Origin of the sequence: Acidiphilium iwatense (assembly GCF_021556475.1) — a bacterium.
Taxonomy (GTDB): domain Bacteria; phylum Pseudomonadota; class Alphaproteobacteria; order Acetobacterales; family Acetobacteraceae; genus Acidiphilium; species Acidiphilium iwatense.
In genome coordinates this window covers 1-19,879 of record NZ_JAKGBZ010000035.1, presented here as the reverse complement: position 1 = coordinate 19,879, position 19,879 = coordinate 1, and the positions used below count along the sequence as shown (strand labels likewise).

Sequence of the window (19,879 nt, the reverse complement as noted above, 5' to 3'; positions counted from 1 at the left end):
CGCCGTTTCTCTTGGTTGGATCAGTCCGGCGCTTCGGGCCGCTCGGCCGAATCCTCCTCGTGTCGGTCGAGTGCCATCTCGCGCTGTAGAGCTTTCAGCAGGGCAGTATTCACGCGCGCTGCCTCCTCGCCATCGCCGCGCACCAGTGCGGCATAAGTCTCGACATGCGCAGAAACTCCGGAGAACCGCGACGCCCTTCCGGAACGCGAGGACGCCAGAAGCGGCTGGCAGTGGATCAAGTCGCGCTGGAGCTTGGCAAGGATCGTGTTGCCCGCAAGTTCAGCTATGGCGATGTGAAAGCGCCGCGAGGCATGACGGGCATCCTCGATCCGACCATCTTCATAGGCAGAGCTCTCCTCGCGCAGAATCCCCTCCAGAATCTCGTGGCCGGAATCATTCAGCCTCGCGGGCAGCCCGCGCAGCGCCGCCTCCTCGATCAGGATTCTGGTCTCAAAAATCTGGCGCATCTCATCGGGGGATGTGCGCACAATCGAAGCGCCGCGATTGGGGTGAATTTCAACCAGCCCTGCTGCGGCCAGCCGCAGCAGGCCATTGCGGATCGCCATCCGTCCGGCCCCAGAGGTATTGGCAAGCTCGCGCTCGATCAGCCGTTCACCCGGCACCACCCGATTCGACAGGATCGCTTCGAGGACAGTGTTGACGACGCGCTCCTCGGCTTGGGGGCCGCTCTTCTGCAGCGATGCCTCTCCTACTGCGCTGATGAAGGAAGAACTGATCATCCGGGTCGCCATGATTGTTGACAATTTTCAGCCTATGCTCCTCAGTCACGATTGTCAACAATCTATTCTCCAAGCAGGTGATATTTAGAGCGCAATGCGCGCAAGCGCCTGACTGGCGGATCGGAAATCGATTCATGTCACAGCTAATTGTGCCGGTCGTTGAGCTGGGCGTCCTATTTTATGTCTAATGATGATCCGCTCAACCTCATCGAGCGTGATGGTATCGCGGGTACGGTCGTAGAGCTTGGTGGTGCGGGGCTCGTCATGGAGTCCGGCCGCCTCTATGTAGGAGTGGAGATAGGCTTCCAGATTGTGGTGGGCCGGCATCTCATAGCGTTTGCTGCCTTATCTCATGCAGGCGGACCCACCAGCATTTCAGGCAGCGTAGAATCCCGTTTCCGAAGACCAATGTGGAACTCGACGGAAAAAGGATCAATTGCAAGATGTGCGGAGCGTAAGGGTCGATGCAGGCACATATTTGCGTCGCACCGCAGGTCATCCCTGATGAGACGTTGGCATAGGTTCGGATCGAAACCGACCCGGTGATGCGCGGCATGTTTGCAACGAATTCACGTCAGCTCGTGGCATGAACGCTGCCTCGCCAGGCCACGCTATACGCTTTCACTTATGCCGCACATTTCGGATGATGCGCCACGCCAGTTGACCATAAACTGGATTCCGCAAGCGCAGAATCGTGAGCGAGCGCCCAAAACAGCGGCAAAACGCCCGCAGGATGAGGAGGGAACCTTATGTCCAGCTTCACGGTTGAAAACGGCATCAACGCCTGGCTGCCACCGGGGCGACTTTTCACCCTCGGGCTTCAGCATGTTCTGGTGATGTATGCGGGTGCCGTCGCAGTGCCGCTCATCATTGCCGGAGTCGCGCATCTGTCGACCGCGCAGACCGGATACCTGATCAGCGCCGACATGTTCTGCTGCGGCATCGGCTCGCTGCTCCAGTCGGTCGGGCTTGGTCCATTCGGCATCCGCATGCCGGTGATCATGGCAGTTGCCTTCACCGCGGTTGGGCCGATGATCATGATGATCGGCGATCCAGCACTCGGCCTGCCAGGGATTTATGGTGCGACCATCGCGGCCGGGTTCATCGCCATCGGGCTGGCGCCGTTCGCAAGCAAATTGTTGCGATTTTTTCCGCCGCTGGTGCAGGGCATCGTGGTTACCGCGATCGGGCTCAACCTGATCCCGGTCGGCATCAACTGGGCGGCCGGCGGTGTTGGCAATCCGCATTACGGTGCGCCAAAATTCCTGATCGTCTCGCTCAGCGTGCTGCTGTTCATCATGGTGCTGGCGAAATACGGCAAAGGGTTCATCGGCAATATCGCGGTCCTGCTGGGGTTAATCTTCGGGTTTATCGAGGCGGTGCTGCTGGGGCAGGTTTCGCTGCACGGAATCGACAAGGTGAGCTGGTTCGGGGTGATCACGCCGTTTCATTTCGGCATGCCGACGTTCCACCCGGTCGCGATCGCCACGATGGTGGTGGTGATGATGGTCATGTTCATCGAATCCAGCGGCATGTTCATGGCGCTCGGCACGATCGTGGACCATCCGGTCGACGATAAGGATATCAGGCGCGGGCTTCTGGTCGACGGTCTGGCCACCGTGATCGGTGGTACGTTCAATTCGTTTCCGCACACCTCGTTCGCACAGAATGTCGGGCTGGTCGAAATCACCAAGGTGCGCAGCCGCTGGGTCTGCGCGACCGCCGGCCTTATTCTTCTGTCGTTGGGGCTGATACCAAAAATATCGTTCATCATCGCCTCGATCCCGCAATTCGTGCTGGGCGGCGCCGGTATCGTGATGTTCGGCATGGTGATGGCGGCCGGCATCCGCATCCTGCATACGATCGATTTCAAAAAGCAGCAGCACAATTCATATATCGTGGCGATCAGCTTGGGGATTTCGATGATCCCGGTGGTCGCGGACAAGTTTTTCCAGGCGGTGCCACTCGGCCTGCACCCCTTCGTGCAAAGCGGCATTTTTCTTGCCGCCCTGTCGGCCGTGCTGAGCAATCTGTGGTTCAACGGCGCCCCACGCGATGCCAAGAACGTACACGGCATACCAAACCCGCACGCGACCGCGTCCGCCAGGGCGCCTGCCGTCTCCACGCTACCCTGACCGCGAGTTCAAGTCTGATCGTCGGCCGCCCGGTTTGGCGGAGCGGCCATGCTGTTCAAATTCCAGAAAGAAAGTTATCACATGACCAAGACCCATGGTGGATATTCCCGAACTGCCCCCTCGATCGCGCTCGCTTTGTGCTGCATGGCGCCCTGCATCGCCCTGGCCCGGACCGGCGCGCAGCGTGCAGCCGGTACCAGCCCGCTGCAGACGGTCGCCGCGGCGGAACAGAGCCTGCATAATTCCGGCATCGACATCACCGGCTATTACCAGGGGACTCTGTACGCCAATGTCGGGGGCGGGCTGAAACGGACCAATGTCTATTTCAGCGACCTGGCGTTCGGCGCCAATTTCGATCTGGCGAAACTCGCGGGCATTCCGGGGGCGCAGATCGATTTTTCGATCGATTCACGCTTCGGCGGATTTCCGCAGGGGGTGAACGACCTGACCGGCAGTTCGGTCGGTTTTCTGAGCGGCGCCGGGCCGGATAATCGGGCGCGTCTGACCGAACTGACCTTCAGCCAAAAGCTGGCCGGCGGCGCGTTTTCCTATGTGCTCGGCCGCACCACCTTGGCCAATTATTTCGGCACGTCGTCGCTTTACTGTCAATTCGAATCCTCGCTGTGCAGCAATCTGGTGCCGTTCAACTGGTCGGCCGACAGCAACGAGCCGTTCTATCCGATCGCGGTCTGGGCCGGGGAGATCGAAATCGATCCGACCCAGCGGACCTACATGAAACTCGGCGTTTCGGAATCGAACCCCAGCCAGTACGGCGGCGGCGGCTTTCCGTGGAACAATGGCTGGTCGTTCAAGAACGCGACCGGCGCGTTCGTGCCGGTCGAATTCGGCTACACCACGGAGACCGACGGCAGCAAGATGCCGGGACGCTACGATGCCGGCTTCTATTATGATTCCTCGAACTTTGCCGACGCGCGGTATAACGCGACCGGGGGCAGGCTGGCGTTCACCGGGGGTAGTCCGGCGCGTGACGGGGCGCAGAGCGTGGTCTATCTGCAGGCCGAACAGGTGCTCTGGCGCGCTGGCGCGGCCAAGGGCGCGCGCCGACTCTGGGGGTTCGCGGCGGGACAGTTCGCGGTGGAAGGCCATGCGCCGGTCGCCTCGTATTATCAGCTCGGCGCGGTCATGCAGGGCACCTTCCCAGGCCGGCCGCACGATACGGCGGGTATTTCGGCGGCCTATTACGTGTTCAACCAGCGCGTAACCGGATCGCTGAACGACGTGATCGCGGCGAATGGCGGGACCGGTCATATGTCGAACACCGAAGCGGTGTTCGAGGTGAATTACGGCATCGCCCTGGAGCACGGCATCACGCTCGAGCCATATATCGACCTGACGCTGAACCCCGACCAGTTCCTGTTCGACGTGCCCTCGCCGAACCCGAACATCCGCCACGCGCTGGCGGTGGGCACTCGGTTGAACTTCGGACTCTGAATCGGTGCGCCTGTGGATCAAAGGCACCACTATGCCAGCCGGCGCCGAAGGCGGGCTGGTTATTGAAGGGGGCCGTGATCGTCGAACTGGTACCGAAGGGCGCTGCGCCCTCCAGTCCGATCGATAAAACCTTCAGTCCATCGCGCCACGTCGTGCTGCCCGGGTTGATCTGTCAATGACGGCGCAATTCCGGGCCCAGCGTGGCGAGCTTATGGCGGATACAACTAGCTCTACGAGACGAGCCGATCGCTTGGGCCGATTATGGTAATATCCGCGCTGGTGGTAGACCTTTGGAATTGGTAATGGTGCGAAGTGGGGGGCCATCGGATTGGCGGGTTATGGTGGAGTTGCGGGACTTCAACCTGAACCTGGAGAACCCGATGACCGAAGAGAGACTGCCGTTTACCGAGCTTTATGATCCTCTACCCAAGATCCAAAAGATCAATCGTGTCGCGTCTTGAAATAACCCAGTCATTCATAGATCAAGCAAGGACCACACAAGCTGAAGCCGACCTCTTTCGGCTCATGGAAGAGATCACCGTCGAGATCGGCTTTGATTTTTTCGCATTGGTCAACCACGTCGATCTGCGTTGCCCATCGCATAACGTCATCCATCTGGAAAATTATCCGGACTCCTGGGCGCAGTGTTTCGTCGAGGAAAGCCTATATGCCCACGACCCGATTATTCATGCCTGCCTGACCACTAACCTCGGGTTTGAATGGGCCGAAGTACCACGAATGATTGCGATGACGACCCGACAGCGATCGATCCTGGAGAACGCGGCCAGGCACGGTATCGGTGATGGTTTCACGGTGCCGGCGAACATACCGGGCGAAAGCAGCGGTTCCTGCTCCTTCGCGATGCGCCGAGGTCACAGGCCGCCCGTCCGGAATCTTTTGCTCGCGCAGCTGATTGGAGCCTTCGCGTTTCAGGCGGCGCGGCGCCTAAACGGATTGGGTTCGATGTCCCAGAAACGTCCACGGCACCTGACACCGCGCCAGCGCGACTGCCTAATCTGGGCGATCAGGGGCAAGACCGATTGGGAGATTGGTCGCATTTTGGGATTGAGCGAAGAAACCGTCTCCCAGCATCTTGATATGGCGCGCGGGCGTTATGGGGTGACCAAGCGTTTGCCGCTCGCCGTCCACGCTATTTTCGACGGTCAAATCAGCTTCGTTGAAGCCTTGTCCTGGCAATTCCCGCCGAAGCGGGAATAGTCGCTGGTGGTTCAGTCTGGTCTCCCTTGCTTGACGACAAGTGGGGAGACCGGAAAATGTTGGATATCATCACAGGTGCGAACAGGGGGCAGTTTGCCAGGCAACTGGACTCGATGTTCGAAGATCGCAAGCGTGTGTTCGTTGATCTTTTCAAATGGAACCTTCCTGTCAGTAATGGCCGTTTTGAGATCGACCAGTTCGACGATACCACGGCAGTCTATCTTCTGATCACAGACCAGAATGGCGATCATCGAGGCTCACTGCGCCTGCTGCGTGCCGATCGCCCTCATCTCCTCGGCAGCGTTTTTCCCGATTTGTGCGAGCATGGAGTTCCGGCGGACTCCTGCACCGCCGAGATTACCCGCCTTTGCCTCAGCCCCCGGCTTCCGGCGGTCGAGCGTCTTCATATTCGAAACCAACTGATTACGGCCATGGTCGATTACGCGCTGGCACACGGCATTCAGACGTTCACCGGTGTCGTCAGCGCACGGTTCCTCTCCCGGATTTTAGCAATGGGATGGCGGTGCGAGGTGCTGGGATCGCCTCGGATTGTCAACGGCTCGATGATCGGTGCGTTTCGCATCGATATCGACGAGGCGACTCCGCACCGGCTTCGCGCCACCGGTATCTATTCCGCGACGGCGATCGGTAAGCGTGCCGGCGTTGAACCAATTTTCGGAGACATGTGATGACAACTTCACTGCAAAAGCCGTCATCCACGGCGATCAATCTTTGGACGGTGCGCCTCCTTGATGATGGGTACTGCATCATTCCTGATTCGGTTCCGCAGACAACCGTGAAGGCGTTGAATGACGAACTCGATGATCGGTTTGCGCGTACTCCGTTCTGCAAAGGCGGATTCTACGGGCGCCGCACCAAACGCTTTGGCGCCCTCCTGCGGCGAGCGGATACCGTAGCCGATCTCATTCGGCACCCGTTCATCCTCGAGATGGCGAGGAACGCGCTGGGGTCCTGGTGCGACTGTTTCAATCTGAATCTGACTCAGGCCATCGAAATCTATCCAGACGCCCCTGCCCAGTATCCGCATCGGGATCAGGATATGTGGCAAGGGGCAAAGGGGCAGATGCAATATCTGCTCAACGTCATCTGGCCACTGAGCGATTTTACCGCCGAGAACGGTGCGACGCTGGTCTGGCCGGGTAGTCACGATCGGGCAGCACTTGAATTGCCACCCCAGGGTGATCCAATCGTGGCAGAAATGGCGCCCGGCGCGGCGCTGGTTTTCCTGGGATCGACGTTGCATGGCGCGGGTGCGAACAGATCCACTTCGATCCGGCGCGGGATCATCATCAGCTACTGCCTCGGCTGGCTGAAACCATTCGAAAATCAGTGGCTGTGCTACCCGCCCGCGATCGCCCGGCATTTCGATCCGGAACTCGCCGCCCTCGTGGGCTACAGCCTGCACCGGCCCAATCTCGGCAATTATGAAGGTCAGTCACCAGCGGTGCTACTCGGGGACAATCCGCCCGATTATCTCGCTGCGACCGATGCTTTGCGGCCGGATCAGCAGGCCGCACTGGACGGATACCTGGCGGAACAAACGGCGTCTGACGATGCGACGCAGCCGGCCGCTCATTCCGATCCATGATGCCGGATATTCGGGGCCGGAGCGGAAGCCACCGATGGACGAAACACGAGGTAGCTGGTGCAAAGGCAAAGCCCGACTGGCGTAATCCGGACGATTATCGGCATCTGCTGGATCTTGATCGTGCCGGCTGGGCCTGGGAGTGGCTGCGGCGTCATCGCGACTATGTCGGTGAGGTTGACCAAGGGAACGCAATCAGTTCGGAAACCAACGCTTTAGCCGGCACCATTCGGCCAATTCAACTCGCCGCGGCGGCGCATGATCGCGCCCCTGCCTGGGGGCTGTGCTTTCGCGGAGGCGGCCGATTGTCCCGCCGTGCGGGCGCGGCTTATCTGGGACGCGCGGCATGACGCTTCGGTTCTGACCGCCGAGGCGATTCCGGCCGCGGCCGGGAATCCAGATGCGTTTGATCTCGCACGTTTCGCTGGCATGGCAACGGCCGTCATTGGATCAGGTGGTGGTGAACACGTTGTTCTTTCGGACGGATATCGCCGTATTCGCATTGATGTCGCGCGCGGCACGCTTTGCCATGGTCCTGTCCGCCTCAGTTACCTGCTTGACGGGCTTGGCGGCATCGATGGCAGGATCATGAGCTTACGCCGCTTGGTATCCCTGAATCGGCTGGGCCGGTTCGCCCGTCATCTGTACCCGCGTGAGCCACGGGCGCCACGCTGGATCGCGGCGTTGCGGGCCCATGACGCTTTGCAGGACGGGGCCCACCATCGCGACATCGCGTTCGCGCTCTTCAGCGGGACTATGGTCCGCCAGAACTGGGGCAGGGGATCGGATTGCCTTCGCTTGCGTGTCCAGCGGCTTGTGCGGGGTGGGCATCGGATGGTCAACGGCGGCTATCAGGCGCTGCTGCGCTGAAACGCGTCTTCAGTCTGTCTCCTCCGACTGCTCGACCATCTGCTTGACGCCGGTCGTCACGATCCATTTGGCGCGGGCGAGATGGGCCTGCCAGCACCGACGCGCCCCGTCAGGGTTACTCTCGGGATCGAGCCGGAGGACGATGCGCGCGACGTCGTGCCAATCCGCATGCTCCGCTTCCGCGTCCAGGAGGCGCGCGTATGTGATGAAGTGCTGCTGGTCATATGGCGTCACCTGGTCCGACCAGATCAGCGGGTCAGTGACCGCAGGGGTCAGTTCAGCCATGGGAGATTGACCCAACATGAAGCTGTTCGCCGATTTCATAATTACGTGCAACCACATGGAGCCACGCCAGACGTATTGCTCCGCTTCCTTCCTGATTCGACAGGTAGAATGTTCTGGCAGGTGACCCGCCATCGTGTCGACAACTCGGCTCGGCTCCCAGTGCCCACGCGTGCAGAGACTCGGTTGGAGCCGACGTTTGCCGTTGCTGTATCTCCCCACGTGATTTCATGATCCATGTGCTGACGGTGGGTCTGTTCATTTGCACCACTCCTATTGCGCGCTGATTGAGCTGCCTTGAGCAATCCACGGCAACCATGACCCGGCTAAAACCGCCGTACTGGCCGATTACACATTATAGTTGATAAACTTAGAGTGTGTAAACAGGCAACCCGTTGCGCATGGATATGCGTAAGCTGGTTGGCCGGAATTTCGCCCGCCTGCGTCGGTCGAAGGGCCTGACGCAGGAAGAAATTGAAGCTCGTTCGGGGTTTAGCCAACAGTACCTGAGTAGCCTCGAGCGCGGTCGTCGCAATCCAACAATAATTACGCTGTTTGAACTCGCGCAAGCGCTTGGAGTCAGCCATGTCGAACTCGTTCAACCAGAAAACGAAAGCAGCGACTGAACGGCAGATCACAGAGTCCAACCAAGCTCCGAACATCGCGATGAGGTTGTGGAGGCTAATGGTCGCAGCCTGAATTATAGTTCGTGTCCCGGCGAATTCGAGGCTTGGTAACCGAGCCGATCAATAGTTTTCATGCGGTCTCGTTCCATCGCTGTTCACTAGGTATTGGGCAAACGTGCGCATGATCTGTTATCGACCGCTCGGGACAGAGGCACTCCTCCAGGTCGCCACAGCGCGTAACAACCCATGCAAGAGTTAGTTCTTTGCTACGCCTTAGTTTTGCAGGTGCAGGCCGCCTTGCATGTCGGGCCCGAGCTGACGTTCTGGTCATCGGCGCCCGATCAATTGCGTCGTTGTCGCCGCTGCGGCGGAACATGGGCCGTATTGCACCATCGACGAGGAGTGTTTGCCTTACCCGGCCTACAGACCCGCCGCAAAATCGGAGAGATCCTATGGGGATGAGCGCAGCGCGGCCATACCGGGCTACGCGGGGGGTTCATCTCTGGAAGGATTCAACATGTTTGCCGAGAAGGAAGTCGCCGCCCCAGCTCCGTCCATCAATACCGATCCGATCTTCGTCGCGATCGAGATGAGCCGGTCGAAGTGGGTCGTGGGTACTCACATTCCCACGTCGAGCAAAGTGGGAATTCATACCGTCGAATGGGGTGACGCGGCCGCCTTGCTGGCTCTCGTCGAGCGGCTCCGATCTCGTGCCGCCGCCGTCGTCGGCATCGCGGACGTGCCGGTCCTGTGCTGTTACGAAGCCGGGTACGAAGGCTTCTGGCTTTACCGCCGGCTCGCCGCCGCCGGGCTCCTTGTCTTGGTGATCGACCCTTCCAGCCTGCTGGTCAACCGACGCGCCAAGCGCGCGAAGACGGATCGGATCGACGCGAAGGCGATGATCCGTGCGCTGATGGCCTACAACAGGGGCGAGGACCAGGTGCTCAGCGCCGTCAACGTTCCTAGCGTGGAGCAGGAGGACCACCGTCGGCTCGTACGGGAACGGCAGAGCTTGGTTTGCGACTGCACCGCGCATACCAACCGCATTCGGGGACTGCTGCTGACACAAGGGATCGTCGGCTTCGACCCGCGCGCCAGCGGCGCTGCGCCGGCGCCGATCGTGCGCGCCTTGAATACAGGCGGGGGCTGTTCAGCCGTCGTCCTTCCCCGGAAACGCGGTTCTTGACCCACCCCATAAAAGGCAGAGGGCGGAGGGGTTCGGCTGACGGGTTTGGAGGCCGAGAGAGAGGCTCCGGCCGGCCCGTTCCTGGAGATTGCCCCATGGCCAACACCGACCCCAAAATCGTCCTGAGCCGGTCCGAAAACATACCTTTCAACAAGCTGGTCCTGTCCCAGGCCAATGTCCGCCGCGTGAAGACCGGAATCTCGATCGGCGAATTGGCGGAGGATATTGCCCGCCGCACCCTGCTGCAAAGCCTGAGCGTGCGCCCGGTGCGCGACGCAGACGGCGTGGAAACCGGCATCTACGAGGTGCCGGCCGGCGGCCGGCGGTTCCGCGCCCTTGAGTTGCTGGTCAAACAGAAGCGCATGGCGAAGACCCAGCCGGTACCGTGCGTCGTGCGCGAGGGCGGCATCGCGGAGGAGGATTCGCTTGCCGAGAACGTCCAGCGTGCGCCGCTGCATCCGCTCGATCAGTTCCGTGCCTTCCAGACCTTGCGCGATGCGGGGTTCGGCGAGGAAGAGATCGCGGCCCGGTTCTTCGTTGCCCCCGGCGTGGTAAAACAGCGGCTCAAGCTCGCCGCCGTCTCGCCCAGGCTTCTCGATGTCTACGTCGACGACGAGATGACATTGGAACAGCTGATGGCCTTTACCGTCACCAACGACCATGTGCGCCAGGAGCAGGTGTGGGAGGCGCTCGCACGGTCCTACAACAAGGAACCGTATGCCATCCGCCGTCACCTCACCGAGGGCGCGATCCGCGCCTCGGACAAGCGGGTCCAGTTTGTCGGTTTGGAATCCTATGAAGCAGCCGGCGGCGTGGTGATGCGCGATCTGTTCGAGCAGGACCAGGGTGGCTGGCTGCAGGATACGGCACTGCTCGACCGGCTCGTCACCGAGAAGCTGGCTGCCGAGGCAGAGGCGATCCGCGCCGAAGGCTGGAAATGGATCGAAATCGGGATCGAGTTCCCCTATGGCCATGCCGCCCGCCTGCGCCGTCTCACTGGGCAGACCGTTGCATTCACCGGGGACGAGCAGGTACGCTACGATGCATTGCGCGCCGAATATGGCAAGCTCGAAGCCGACTATGCCGAGGCCGAGGAACTGCCCGACGCGATCGACCAGCGCCTCGGCGAGATCGAGACCGAACTCGAAGCCTTCGACAACCGCCCGGTGGTCTACGACCCGGCCGACATCGCGCGTGCGGGCGTGTTTCTCAGCATCGACGGCGATGGCGGATCGCGGATCGAGCGCGGCTATGTTCGGCCGGAAGACGAGACGCCCGTCGCGGCCGAAGCGGAAACCGATGGTGGTACCGATGGCGATCCGCCTGCCAGTGACGCCACGGATAACACCGTCCGGGCTGCCGCGATCGCCACCGGCGGCGAGGCGGCGCCCGATGCCGAAATCCCCGAAGAAGACGACGGCATCAAGCCGCTGGCCGACCGTCTCGTTACCGAGCTGACCGCCCACCGGACGCTGGCGTTGCGGGACGCGCTCGCCAACGATCCGGGCACGGCCTTCATCGCGGTCCTGCATGCACTGTGCCTGCAGGGCTTCTACCGCCATGCGTCAAATACGTGTCTCGAGATTACCGCGAAGAGCGCGAACTTCGGCGTCCAGGCGCCCGGCCTTGCCGATACCGCCGCGGCCAGGGCGGTCGACGCGCGTCATGCGACCTGGATGCGGCAACTGCCCGAAGATCCTGCCGGTCTCTGGGGTGTGCTCATGGCGTTCGACGGCGACAGCCGTGAAAACCTGTTCGCCCATTGCGCCGGCCTGACGGTCAATGTCGTGAAGGAGCCGTGGCATCGCCGGCCGGATGCCATCGCCCACGGCGACCGGCTCGCCCAGGCCGTCAGCCTCGACATGGTTGTGGCGGGATGGCGACCGACGGTCGACAATTATCTCGGCCGGGTCACCAAGGCGCGTATTCTCGAGGCCGTGCGAGAGGCAAAGGGCGAGGCTGCGACGCAGCTCATCGATCATCTCAAGAAGCCGGATATGGCGAACGAGGCCGAGCGGCTGCTCGATGGCACCGGCTGGCTGCCCGAGCCGCTGCGCCAGACCGGCGCCGAACCCGGCGCGGGGCCAACCGGACAAGTTGAAACCGAAGCTGAGGCGCTGCCGGCCTTCCTCGCAGGTGAGAACGAGGCGAGTTCCAACACCGACGAGCCCCTGCCACACGCCTTTGCCGCCGAATAACGCGGATCTGCGAGGCGGCTCGAGCCGTCCTACGTCCTCTTCACTCATTCATTCCATCGCAAAGCCCGGTCCTCACACCGGGCTTTCGCATTTCCGGAGATCCGACATGACCGAATATTTTTCACCGACGGTGGTGCAACCGACGATTCCCAACACCGATATGACCGCGCTCGAACGATTGCTGTTGACGCAGATCTTCGACAGCGAACCGGACGGAGATGGAGTCTATTTCTTCGCGGAGACGTCGCCGTGCGATCAGATCGAATTACCGGTCGAAACCGTGCGGATGGCGCTTGCGGCGTCGGATGGCATCGACAGCGAAGCCGCCGCCTTCGTGCGCAAACAGTTGAAGGACCTCGACGACAACGCTGCCCATGTCCAACTCGACCTCAGCCTGACATCATGGGAGTTCATCCTGCAGGGCATCGTCCGCCGATCCAGCACCCTCGATCACGTGACAGTCGTTTCCGCATTCACCTGCACGAAGATGCGGCCCGACGGTTTCGGCGGCATGGCCGCGCTTATCACCGCCGATGCCATCAAGGGCAAGAGCACCGACGACATTTTGTGTGATCTCCTCGACGAGGCCGAACATGGCCCCATCATGACTGCGCCAGGGTTTGGCGAACATGTACTGCTGCGGCTCGACGAACAGAGCGTCCGCGCCGCAATCCCCTGCATCATCGAGAGCGATGACACGCTGACGGCGATCGCCGCCGACGCCATCACCGGCGCCGATATCCGCGCCGGCTGCCTGGTCACGGTCGAACGGACGAACCTCACCGAGGAACAGGATTCCGCGGTGTTCAAGGCGGGCTTGGCCGCTATCCGCGAGGCCGAGCAACGCCTCGCCGCGGCGAGCTGACCGCCGGAAATTTCCGTCCCTCACGGCGCCGCGCCCGTCACCAGCGCGCACCGGCTTTATCCCCATCGAAAGGAGGCCACCATGGGCTGGCTTACATGCAGTCCCTTGAGGGTCATTCCGGCCCGCGCCAATACCTAGACGCCCAGTTCACCTGGACGCGTCTCGACACCGTCTCGATCGTGCTACGCTCGGCATTTGTCGGGAGGCGCGTCTACTATGCCGCCATTGACCCCGAGCCGATCCTCGATTTGCTGACGCCGACCGACAGCGAATATGCGCGGCAATGGCGGGCTGACTGCCGCGCCAACGCCGCCGCCCGTCGCGCGAGACGAGTCAAACCAAGCCCGCGCGCTGGATAGACAATTATTTTCGACGAACCGATCGTCTTCGCCGATGGCAACAGTGTCGGCCGGCTGGCGGTGATTGCCAATCCGCGCAGCCCCCGGACGGTGCTTTTCCGCGCGCCGGGCTCGAGCTGCCTCTATCGCATTCCCGACATCAGGAACCGGGCCTACCGGCTCGTCGATCCGTTACCAGAATGAACACGGGGTTTCCGTCCAGAGAGATCAAGGGGTCCGGCGTGCGGTGCCGGTCCCTTTCTTATGGTGGTGCAGCGGAAGAAGGAGAGCTTGGCCGGGAGCGAGATGAGACCCAGCGGGTGAAGAGCCGGCCATCGCGACGCACTTTTTCATGTTGGGCGTATCCTCCATGGCTGGCTTTTTTACGCACTTCTCCCGCCCACCCGATGTCAGTACGCCGGACAACGCCGCACAGGCTCTTGATCTCTACCGCGCCGTCACGGCGGCGTTGGCTTTGGACGACCCGCCGTCACGGCCTTCGCCGGTTCGAAGATGCGGCCGGATGGCTCCGGCGGCGTGGCGGTGCTGATCGCGGCGGGTGCGATCCTCGGCAAATTCACGAAGGACATCATCGTGGAGTTCCGCATGGAGAAGAAGTTTGGCGTCGCCGATGGTCCGTCTGAAGCCGGTGATGCGTCTACGGCACCCGAACCTTGATCGTGCCGAGCCGATTGGCCGCCCGTACAAAGTGCTGGTCGAAACTGACAAAGGCGTCGCAACCGATCGCCTTCGCCAGATGCAGCGCATCGGCGAAATCCATACCGGCTTCCATCCAGTCCAGCGCCTGGGCGGTCTGACCCGCATCCTCGATCGTGACGTGCGGAAGACCCGCGAAGGCGCGCAGTGCACTGGCGAGCCGATCGGCGGCATAACCATAGACGCTGCGCAGCACCCACTCGCTCTCGAGCAGGACCGTTGTGCAGACGAACACATCCTCGCTGTCGATCAGCGTTCGCGCCTGTGCCGACTGCCGGGGGTGATCACCAGTGAGATAACGGACGATCAGATTAGTATCGATTGCGAGCATGCCGCCGCTTCGTTTCCGCGGCGATTGCCGCGTCCATTTCCGCCAGGGTCTTTGGCGCCCCGATCGGGGGAAGCGAGGCGAAGACATCGGCCGACCGGGTCGGCGCGAAGACCGGTGCGGCCTTCAGCAGAACTCCGTCGGCCGTGTCTTCCACGACCAGCCGTGTGCCGGCGTCCCAATGCCGCTGCTCGCGGATGGTCTTGGGCAGGATGACCTGGCCCTTGGTCGATACGGTGGTCGTCAGTCTCTCAGGCGACGCCATGGCGGGGCTCCACGGAGGAAGTAAGACGCTAGTAAGATAGGATGAGGGCGACGATGATGCAAGCGGGGTTGGCACTCGTCGCATGGTCCAGGCTCAGAGCGAGAGTTCGGCCGGAAGCGAGGTGAGACCCGGCGGGTGAAGAGAGCGCGCACCGGGTCCACTCCCCCTCGCTCTCGGAGATCCTCCTGATGAATTTTTTTGCTCCCGCCGCTGCACAGGAAGCGGCCCCGTTGCCGCTGTTCCCGGACCAACCTCGACCGGATCCGGCGTCGGCCCTGTTCCAGGCCGCCGGTAGTTTGGCACGGAGCCTCGGTCAGGGCCGTGCGCTCGACACCCGCGCCCTCCGCGCCGCCATGGAGGCCGCCTTCGGTGCGTCCGATGCCGAAGGGGCCTGGGACTGGAAATCCGCCTACGATTCCTGCGAGGCGGCCCAGATCCTGTTCCTGCGCAAATTCGGCGCCGCGATGCGCACAAGGGCAGGATCGCCGGGCGGGTTCCTCGCCATGCTGGCCAAGGTCGCGGCACTGGTGCCGACGCAGACACGGCGATCCGAGGAGAGCAATGCTCTCCAGCAATTTTCGACGCCGATCGGGCTTGGTTTCGCGGCGGCGATTGCGGCGGCGATCACCCCGGCCGATCTCGTGCTCGAGCCGTCGGCCGGCACCGGCCTGCTTGCCATTTTCGCGGAGCTTGCCGGCGCGCGCTTGGCGCTCAACGAGATCGCGGATCAGCGCGCCGGGCTGATCGGTGCCCTGTTTCCGGGGGTGACGGTGACGCGGCACGACGCGGCGCAGATCCATGACTACCTCGATCCCGCGATCACGCCGTCGGTCGTTCTGATGAACCCGCCCTTTTCGGCCGGGGCCCATGTGGAGGGGCGGGTCGCCGATGCCGCCCTGCGCCACATGTCTTCAGCCTTGGCGCGTCTCGTCCCAGGCGGCCGCCTGGTCGCGATCACCGGGGTCAGCCTGTCGCCTGAGAATCCGGCCTGGCGCAAAAACTTCGTGCGGCTGCAGGAGCGCGGCCGGGTGGTGTTTTCGGCGGCCGTCGATGGCCGTGCCTATGCCCGCCACGGCACCACCGTCGGTACCAGGCTGACCGTGATCGACCGCGTTCCCGCCGACGATCCCACCAAGTTTCCGGCGCCGCGGGGCACCGCACCCGATCCGGCGGCCTTGCTCGCCTGGGTCATCGCCGGTGTTCCGGAGCGCCCGGCTTTGACCGTCGCGGCTCCGGCTCTGCCGACGACCGCCGTGACATCGCCGACACTGGCGTCGGAACCGCTACCGGCACCGGCACCGGCTGCAATGACACCGATGCCAGCACGGTCTGCGCCACCACCGCCGCCGTCGGCGAACTCGGCGACACCGGCACCCACACCCGCACCCGCACTGTCGCTCGACCCGGCCCCGGTCATTGCCACGCTGTCAGCGCCGCGGATAAATTCATGTCCCGCTCGGGTCTTCACGTCGTCAAAAACCCCGGCACCGTCAGCGCTTAGCCCTGCCGAAGCCGTCGAACTCGCCTATGAACAATGCGACTGGGCGCCGTCTCGGAACGGCACGATCACCGACGCGCTGTACGAGGGCTATACGCTCCAGTCGATCCGCATCCCCGGCGCCCGCCCGCATCCGACCCAGCTGGTGCAGTCGGCGGCAATGGCGTCCGTGGCACCGCCCAAGCCGCGCTACCGGCCGCATCTGCCGCCGGCCGTCGTCACCGATGGCCTGCTGTCCGATGCCCAACTCGAAAGCGTCATCTATGCCGGGGAAGCCCATACCGGTCATCTCGCCGGATCCTGGATCGTCGACGAGACATTTGACGTCGTGTCCGCGGCATCCGACGATGCGGAGGCCGGAGCAAAATTCCGGCGCGGCTGGTTCCTCGGCGACGGCACCGGTGCCGGGAAGGGCCGTCAGGTCGCCGGTATCGTCCTCGACAACTGGCTGAAGGGGCGGCGCCGCGCGGTCTGGGTTTCCAAGTCGGACAAGCTGATCGAGGACGCCCAGCGCGATTGGGCGGCGCTGGGCCAGGAGCGTCTTCTGATAACCCCGCTCTCCCGATTCAAGCAGGGTACGCCGGTCCGCCTTGCGGAAGGGGTCCTCTTCACCACCTATGCCACGCTGCGCTCCGAGGCGCGCGAGACCAAGGCATCACGCCTGCAGCAGATCGTCGACTGGCTTGGCCGCGATTTCGACGGCGTAATCGTGTTCGACGAATCCCACGCCATGGCCAATGCCGCCGGTGAAAAATCCGAGCGCGGCGACAAGGCACCATCGCAACAGGGCCGCGCCGGGCTGCGGCTGCAGCACGCCCTGCCGGACGCTCGCGTGGTCTATGTTTCCGCGACCGGCGCCACCGCGGTCCACAACCTCGCCTACGCCCAGCGGCTGGGTCTCTGGGGCGGTGCTGATTTCCCGTTCGCCACCCGCGCCGAATTCGTCCAGGCGATCGAGGCCGGTGGTGTCGCCGCCATGGAAGTGCTGGCGCGTGACTTGAAGGCACTCGGCCTCTATGCGGCGCGGTCGCTCTCTTACGAGGGCGTCGAGTATGAGCTGGTCGAACACGTGCTGACCGAGGGCCAGACCCGGATCTATGCCGCCTATGCCGGCGCGTTCCAAATCATCCACAACAACCTGACCGAAGCGCTGAACGCCGCAAACGTCACCGGTGAACGCGGCACGCTGAACGCCCAGGCCAAATCCGCCGCGCGCTCGGCCTTCGAGAGTGCCAAGCAGCGTTTTTTCTCCCATCTGATCACCTCGATGAAGGCAACCACCCTGATCGCTTCGGTCGAGCGCGATCTCGCCGCCGGTCATGCCGCGATCATCCAGATCGTCTCGACCGGCGAGGCGCTGACTGAACGCCGGCTCGCCGAGATCCCGACCGAGGATTGGGGCGATGTCCAGGTCGATATCACGCCGCGCGAATACGTCCTGGATTATCTCGCGCATTCCTTCCCGACCCAGCTCTACGAGCCGTTCACCGACGACGAGGGCAATCTCTCCTCGCGGCCGGTGTTTCTCGACGGTCAGCCGGTGCAGTGCCGCGAGGCGGTCGAACGGCGCGACCGGATGATCGAAAGGCTCGCCGCCCTGACCCCGATCCAGGGTGCCCTCGATCAGATCGTCCAGCGCTTCGGCACCGATCAGGTTGCCGAGGTCACCGGCCGCTCGCGCCGCATCGTGCGCAAGCACGGAGCGGACGGCCCGGATCGTCTCGTCATGGAGAACCGCGCCGGTTCGGCCAATCTGGCCGAAGCCCAGGCCTTCATGGATGACGAGAAGCGCATCCTGGTGTTTTCTGACGCCGGCGGTACCGGCCGTTCGTATCACGCCGATGTCGGCGCCAAAAACCAGCGTTTGCGCGTGCATTATCTGCTCGAAGCTGGCTGGAAGGCCGATACCGCGATCCAGGGCCTCGGCCGTTCCAACCGCACCAACCAGGCGCAGCCACCTTTATTCCGGCCGATAGCGACCAATGTCAAAGCCGAGAAGCGGTTTCTCTCGACCATCGCGCGCCGGCTCGACACGCTGGGCGCGATCACCAAGGGCCAGCGTCAGACCGGCGGCCAAGGCTTGTTCCGCGCCGACGACAACCTGGAATCGGTCTATGGCCGCGCCGCCCTGCGCCAGCTTTACATGCTCCTCTACACCGGCAGGATCGAAACCTGCTCGCTCCAGGCGTTCGAGGACGCGACCGGGCTGAAGCTCACCGACCGGGACGGCAGCCTGCGCGAGGACCTGCCGCCGATCACCACCTTCCTCAATCGCCTACTGGCGCTGACCATCGATCTGCAGAATACAATTTTTGCCGCATTCGAGGGGCTTCTCACCGCCAAGATCGAGGGCGCCATTGTCTCCGGCACCTATGATCTCGGCGTCGAGACGCTGACCGCCGAGAGCCTGACGATCGCCGAACGCCGGACCCTCTATGCGCATCCTGAGACCGGCGCGGAAACCCGGATCTTCGCCATTGCCCGGCGAGACCGCAACAAACCGCTCGGCCTCGACGAGGCGCTGGCACAGGCGAACGATCCGCGCGCTGTTCTGCTCCTCAACACCCAGTCTGGCCGCGCAGCCGTGCAGGTGCCGGCACCGAGCCTGATGCTCGACGACGGTGAGGTCGAGCGCCGCGTCCGCCTGGTGCGGCCGATGGAGCGGATCGCCATGCCGCTCGGCAGTCTCGCCCAGACGCATTGGCGGGAAGCCGAGCAAAAATCCTTCATCGCCGCCTGGGAGCAGGAGGTCGCGAGCGTTCCCGCATTCACCACCAGCACCATCCACATCGTTACCGGTCTTTTGCTGCCGATCTGGCGGCGCCTGCCCCAGGACAGTTGCCGGGTCTATCGCTTGCAGACCGATGACGGCGAACGGGTGATCGGCCGCCTGGTCTCGCCGGCCTGGGTCGCCCAGGCGGTCGAGGCGGACACGCCATCGCTCTCGCCGGACGATGCGTGGTCGGCACTGCTGGACGGACGGACCATCCTCGAACTCGCCGGCGGGTTGCAATTGCGTCGGGTCAAGGCGATGGGCGAGTTCCGCATCGAACTGTCCGGCTTCACCGACGGCATGGTCGACCGGTTGAAAGCGATGGGTCTCGTCTCCGAGATCATCACCTGGAAGCTGCGGCTCTTCATACCGATGGGCGTCAACGGACCGGCGATCCTCGGCACCGTACTTGATCGCTATCCGCTTGTGCGTGTCGCTGACAAAGCCTCACTTTGAGCGGAGAAAACCATGGTTTGCCCTGCCGCCGAACTGGCGCACCGCCTCGCGCGCGAGGCCGAGGCGGTGTGCCGCTACTACCTCTCGAACGGCCGCCGCCAGGGGCGCTATTGGTTGGTCGGCGATGTCCAGAACACCCCGGGCCGCAGCCTGTTTGTGCGGCTCACCGGGCCGGACGCCGGCCGGGGTGCCGCGGGCAAATGGACCGAACATGTTGCGGCGAAAGTTATGTTGCGGATCTGCGGTTGGGCTTTGTGCCGCAGGCGATCGACGGCTTCCACGCAACATAATGTCAGGACGTGGCGGGGGGTTTGGTGATGCCCCGA

Annotated in this window: 19 protein-coding genes and 1 pseudogene; 16 read left to right on the top strand and 4 right to left on the bottom strand. The window is 62.8% G+C overall.

Translation table 11 applies throughout. The features are described from left to right. Positions 1 to 20 precede the first annotated feature (20 nt). Positions 21 to 752, bottom strand: coding sequence for a GntR family transcriptional regulator (locus L2A60_RS14995; protein WP_235705269.1), 732 nt, complete (start codon positions 750 to 752; stop codon positions 21 to 23). Positions 753 to 1,489: 737 nt separating this feature from the next. Between L2A60_RS14995 and L2A60_RS14990 the strand changes: the two genes are divergently transcribed. The 7 genes from L2A60_RS14990 (at position 1,490) to L2A60_RS14965 (ending at position 8,021) form a co-directional block, all read left to right on the top strand. Next, positions 1,490 to 2,875 (top strand): nucleobase:cation symporter-2 family protein, encoded by a 1,386-nt coding sequence (locus L2A60_RS14990; protein ID WP_235705268.1) that lies wholly within the window; start codon positions 1,490 to 1,492, stop codon positions 2,873 to 2,875. A 48-nt stretch (positions 2,876 to 2,923) separates the two neighbouring features. Next, entirely contained in the window at positions 2,924 to 4,327 is a 1,404-nt protein-coding gene (locus L2A60_RS14985) for a carbohydrate porin (RefSeq protein ID WP_235705267.1), read from the top strand. 414 nt (positions 4,328 to 4,741) lie between these two features. Beyond that, positions 4,742 to 5,545, top strand: coding sequence for a LuxR family transcriptional regulator (locus tag L2A60_RS14980; protein WP_268920279.1), 804 nt, complete (start codon positions 4,742 to 4,744; stop codon positions 5,543 to 5,545). 56 nt (positions 5,546 to 5,601) lie between these two features. Then, positions 5,602 to 6,234 carry an acyl-homoserine-lactone synthase gene (locus L2A60_RS14975; RefSeq protein WP_235705265.1) on the top strand — a complete coding sequence of 211 codons (633 nt, stop codon included), beginning with the start codon at positions 5,602 to 5,604 and terminating at the stop codon, positions 6,232 to 6,234. Next, complete coding sequence (locus tag L2A60_RS14970) at positions 6,234 to 7,154, top strand: phytanoyl-CoA dioxygenase family protein (protein ID WP_235705264.1); 921 nt, start codon at positions 6,234 to 6,236, stop codon at positions 7,152 to 7,154. Before L2A60_RS14975 ends, L2A60_RS14970 begins: the two co-directional genes overlap by 1 nt. After that, positions 7,151 to 7,501, top strand: a complete 351-nt coding sequence (locus tag L2A60_RS20925) for a transcriptional regulator domain-containing protein (RefSeq protein WP_407932561.1) — start codon at positions 7,151 to 7,153, stop codon at positions 7,499 to 7,501. The genes L2A60_RS14970 and L2A60_RS20925 overlap by 4 nt, the downstream gene beginning before the upstream one ends. Beyond that, the gene (locus L2A60_RS14965; protein ID WP_235705263.1) at positions 7,410 to 8,021 is read left to right on the top strand and encodes a DNA -binding domain-containing protein; all 612 of its coding nucleotides are present in this window, start codon (positions 7,410 to 7,412) and stop codon (positions 8,019 to 8,021) included. The genes L2A60_RS20925 and L2A60_RS14965 overlap by 92 nt, the downstream gene beginning before the upstream one ends. A gap of 9 nt (positions 8,022 to 8,030) precedes the next feature. Here L2A60_RS14965 and L2A60_RS14960 read toward each other — a convergent pair whose 3' ends face one another. After that, the gene (locus tag L2A60_RS14960) at positions 8,031 to 8,306 is read right to left on the bottom strand and encodes a DUF2285 domain-containing protein (protein ID WP_235705262.1); all 276 of its coding nucleotides are present in this window, start codon (positions 8,304 to 8,306) and stop codon (positions 8,031 to 8,033) included. A gap of 398 nt (positions 8,307 to 8,704) precedes the next feature. Here L2A60_RS14960 and L2A60_RS14955 point away from each other — a divergent pair, with 398 nt between their 5' ends. From L2A60_RS14955 to L2A60_RS14930, 7 genes are all read left to right on the top strand, one after another. Then, the gene (locus L2A60_RS14955) at positions 8,705 to 8,929 is read left to right on the top strand and encodes a helix-turn-helix domain-containing protein (RefSeq protein ID WP_235705261.1); all 225 of its coding nucleotides are present in this window, start codon (positions 8,705 to 8,707) and stop codon (positions 8,927 to 8,929) included. Between the two features lie 517 nt (positions 8,930 to 9,446). Continuing rightward, positions 9,447 to 10,115, top strand: a complete 669-nt coding sequence (locus tag L2A60_RS14950; protein ID WP_235705260.1) for an IS110 family transposase — start codon at positions 9,447 to 9,449, stop codon at positions 10,113 to 10,115. Between the two features lie 95 nt (positions 10,116 to 10,210). After that, positions 10,211 to 12,313, top strand: coding sequence for a ParB/RepB/Spo0J family partition protein (locus tag L2A60_RS14945; RefSeq protein WP_235705259.1), 2,103 nt, complete (start codon positions 10,211 to 10,213; stop codon positions 12,311 to 12,313). 160 nt (positions 12,314 to 12,473) lie between these two features. Then, the gene (locus L2A60_RS14940; protein WP_235705258.1) at positions 12,474 to 13,178 is read left to right on the top strand and encodes a hypothetical protein; all 705 of its coding nucleotides are present in this window, start codon (positions 12,474 to 12,476) and stop codon (positions 13,176 to 13,178) included. A gap of 95 nt (positions 13,179 to 13,273) precedes the next feature. Further along, positions 13,274 to 13,537 carry a hypothetical protein gene (locus L2A60_RS14935; RefSeq protein WP_235705257.1) on the top strand — a complete coding sequence of 88 codons (264 nt, stop codon included), beginning with the start codon at positions 13,274 to 13,276 and terminating at the stop codon, positions 13,535 to 13,537. Positions 13,538 to 13,540: 3 nt separating this feature from the next. Next, positions 13,541 to 13,720 (top strand): hypothetical protein, encoded by a 180-nt coding sequence (locus L2A60_RS20920; protein WP_407932562.1) that lies wholly within the window; start codon positions 13,541 to 13,543, stop codon positions 13,718 to 13,720. Positions 13,721 to 14,029: 309 nt separating this feature from the next. Next, positions 14,030 to 14,194 carry a hypothetical protein gene (locus L2A60_RS14930; protein WP_235705256.1) on the top strand — a complete coding sequence of 55 codons (165 nt, stop codon included), beginning with the start codon at positions 14,030 to 14,032 and terminating at the stop codon, positions 14,192 to 14,194. Here L2A60_RS14930 and L2A60_RS14925 read toward each other — a convergent pair. Both L2A60_RS14925 and L2A60_RS14920 read right to left on the bottom strand, forming a co-directional pair. After that, positions 14,175 to 14,564: a type II toxin-antitoxin system VapC family toxin gene (locus L2A60_RS14925; protein WP_235705255.1), complete on the bottom strand. Its 390-nt coding sequence runs from the start codon at positions 14,562 to 14,564 to the stop codon at positions 14,175 to 14,177. The two genes, L2A60_RS14930 and L2A60_RS14925, sit on opposite strands and share 20 nt — an antisense overlap. Beyond that, on the bottom strand, positions 14,545 to 14,826 hold the full coding sequence (locus L2A60_RS14920) for an AbrB/MazE/SpoVT family DNA-binding domain-containing protein (protein ID WP_235705254.1): 282 nt from the start codon (positions 14,824 to 14,826) through the stop codon (positions 14,545 to 14,547). The genes L2A60_RS14925 and L2A60_RS14920 overlap by 20 nt, the downstream gene beginning before the upstream one ends. Positions 14,827 to 15,014: 188 nt before the next feature. On the opposite strand from L2A60_RS14920, the gene L2A60_RS14915 reads away from it, so the two are divergent. Both L2A60_RS14915 and L2A60_RS14910 read left to right on the top strand, forming a co-directional pair. Continuing rightward, entirely contained in the window at positions 15,015 to 19,553 is a 4,539-nt protein-coding gene (locus tag L2A60_RS14915; protein ID WP_235705253.1) for a bifunctional class I SAM-dependent methyltransferase/DEAD/DEAH box helicase, read from the top strand. 12 nt (positions 19,554 to 19,565) lie between these two features. After that, positions 19,566 to 19,763: pseudogene (locus L2A60_RS14910) on the top strand (DNA primase); the annotation flags it as partial. Between the last annotated feature and the right edge of the window lie 116 nt (positions 19,764 to 19,879).

Bases quoted from the DNA above. Each gene is read 5' to 3' on its own strand.
- L2A60_RS14920 (WP_235705254.1), bottom strand. From the start codon at position 14,826: ATGGCGTCGCCTGAGAGACTGACGACCACCGTATCGACCAAGGGCCAG.
- L2A60_RS20925 (WP_407932561.1), top strand. From the start codon at position 7,151: ATGATGCCGGATATTCGGGGCCGGAGCGGAAGCCACCGATGGACGAAA.
- L2A60_RS14950 (WP_235705260.1), top strand. From the start codon at position 9,447: ATGTTTGCCGAGAAGGAAGTCGCCGCCCCAGCTCCGTCCATCAATACC.
- L2A60_RS14970 (WP_235705264.1), top strand. From the start codon at position 6,234: ATGACAACTTCACTGCAAAAGCCGTCATCCACGGCGATCAATCTTTGG.
- L2A60_RS14995 (WP_235705269.1), bottom strand. From the start codon at position 752: ATGGCGACCCGGATGATCAGTTCTTCCTTCATCAGCGCAGTAGGAGAG.
- L2A60_RS14935 (WP_235705257.1), top strand. From the start codon at position 13,274: ATGCAGTCCCTTGAGGGTCATTCCGGCCCGCGCCAATACCTAGACGCC.
- L2A60_RS14965 (WP_235705263.1), top strand. From the start codon at position 7,410: ATGATCGCGCCCCTGCCTGGGGGCTGTGCTTTCGCGGAGGCGGCCGAT.
- L2A60_RS14915 (WP_235705253.1), top strand. From the start codon at position 15,015: ATGAATTTTTTTGCTCCCGCCGCTGCACAGGAAGCGGCCCCGTTGCCG.
- L2A60_RS14925 (WP_235705255.1), bottom strand. From the start codon at position 14,564: ATGCTCGCAATCGATACTAATCTGATCGTCCGTTATCTCACTGGTGAT.
- L2A60_RS14940 (WP_235705258.1), top strand. From the start codon at position 12,474: ATGACCGCGCTCGAACGATTGCTGTTGACGCAGATCTTCGACAGCGAA.
- L2A60_RS14975 (WP_235705265.1), top strand. From the start codon at position 5,602: ATGTTGGATATCATCACAGGTGCGAACAGGGGGCAGTTTGCCAGGCAA.
- L2A60_RS14990 (WP_235705268.1), top strand. From the start codon at position 1,490: ATGTCCAGCTTCACGGTTGAAAACGGCATCAACGCCTGGCTGCCACCG.
- L2A60_RS14955 (WP_235705261.1), top strand. From the start codon at position 8,705: ATGGATATGCGTAAGCTGGTTGGCCGGAATTTCGCCCGCCTGCGTCGG.
- L2A60_RS14930 (WP_235705256.1), top strand. From the start codon at position 14,030: ATGCGGCCGGATGGCTCCGGCGGCGTGGCGGTGCTGATCGCGGCGGGT.
- L2A60_RS14980 (WP_268920279.1), top strand. From the start codon at position 4,742: ATGATCCTCTACCCAAGATCCAAAAGATCAATCGTGTCGCGTCTTGAA.
- L2A60_RS14985 (WP_235705267.1), top strand. From the start codon at position 2,924: ATGCTGTTCAAATTCCAGAAAGAAAGTTATCACATGACCAAGACCCAT.
- L2A60_RS14960 (WP_235705262.1), bottom strand. From the start codon at position 8,306: ATGGCTGAACTGACCCCTGCGGTCACTGACCCGCTGATCTGGTCGGAC.
- L2A60_RS14945 (WP_235705259.1), top strand. From the start codon at position 10,211: ATGGCCAACACCGACCCCAAAATCGTCCTGAGCCGGTCCGAAAACATA.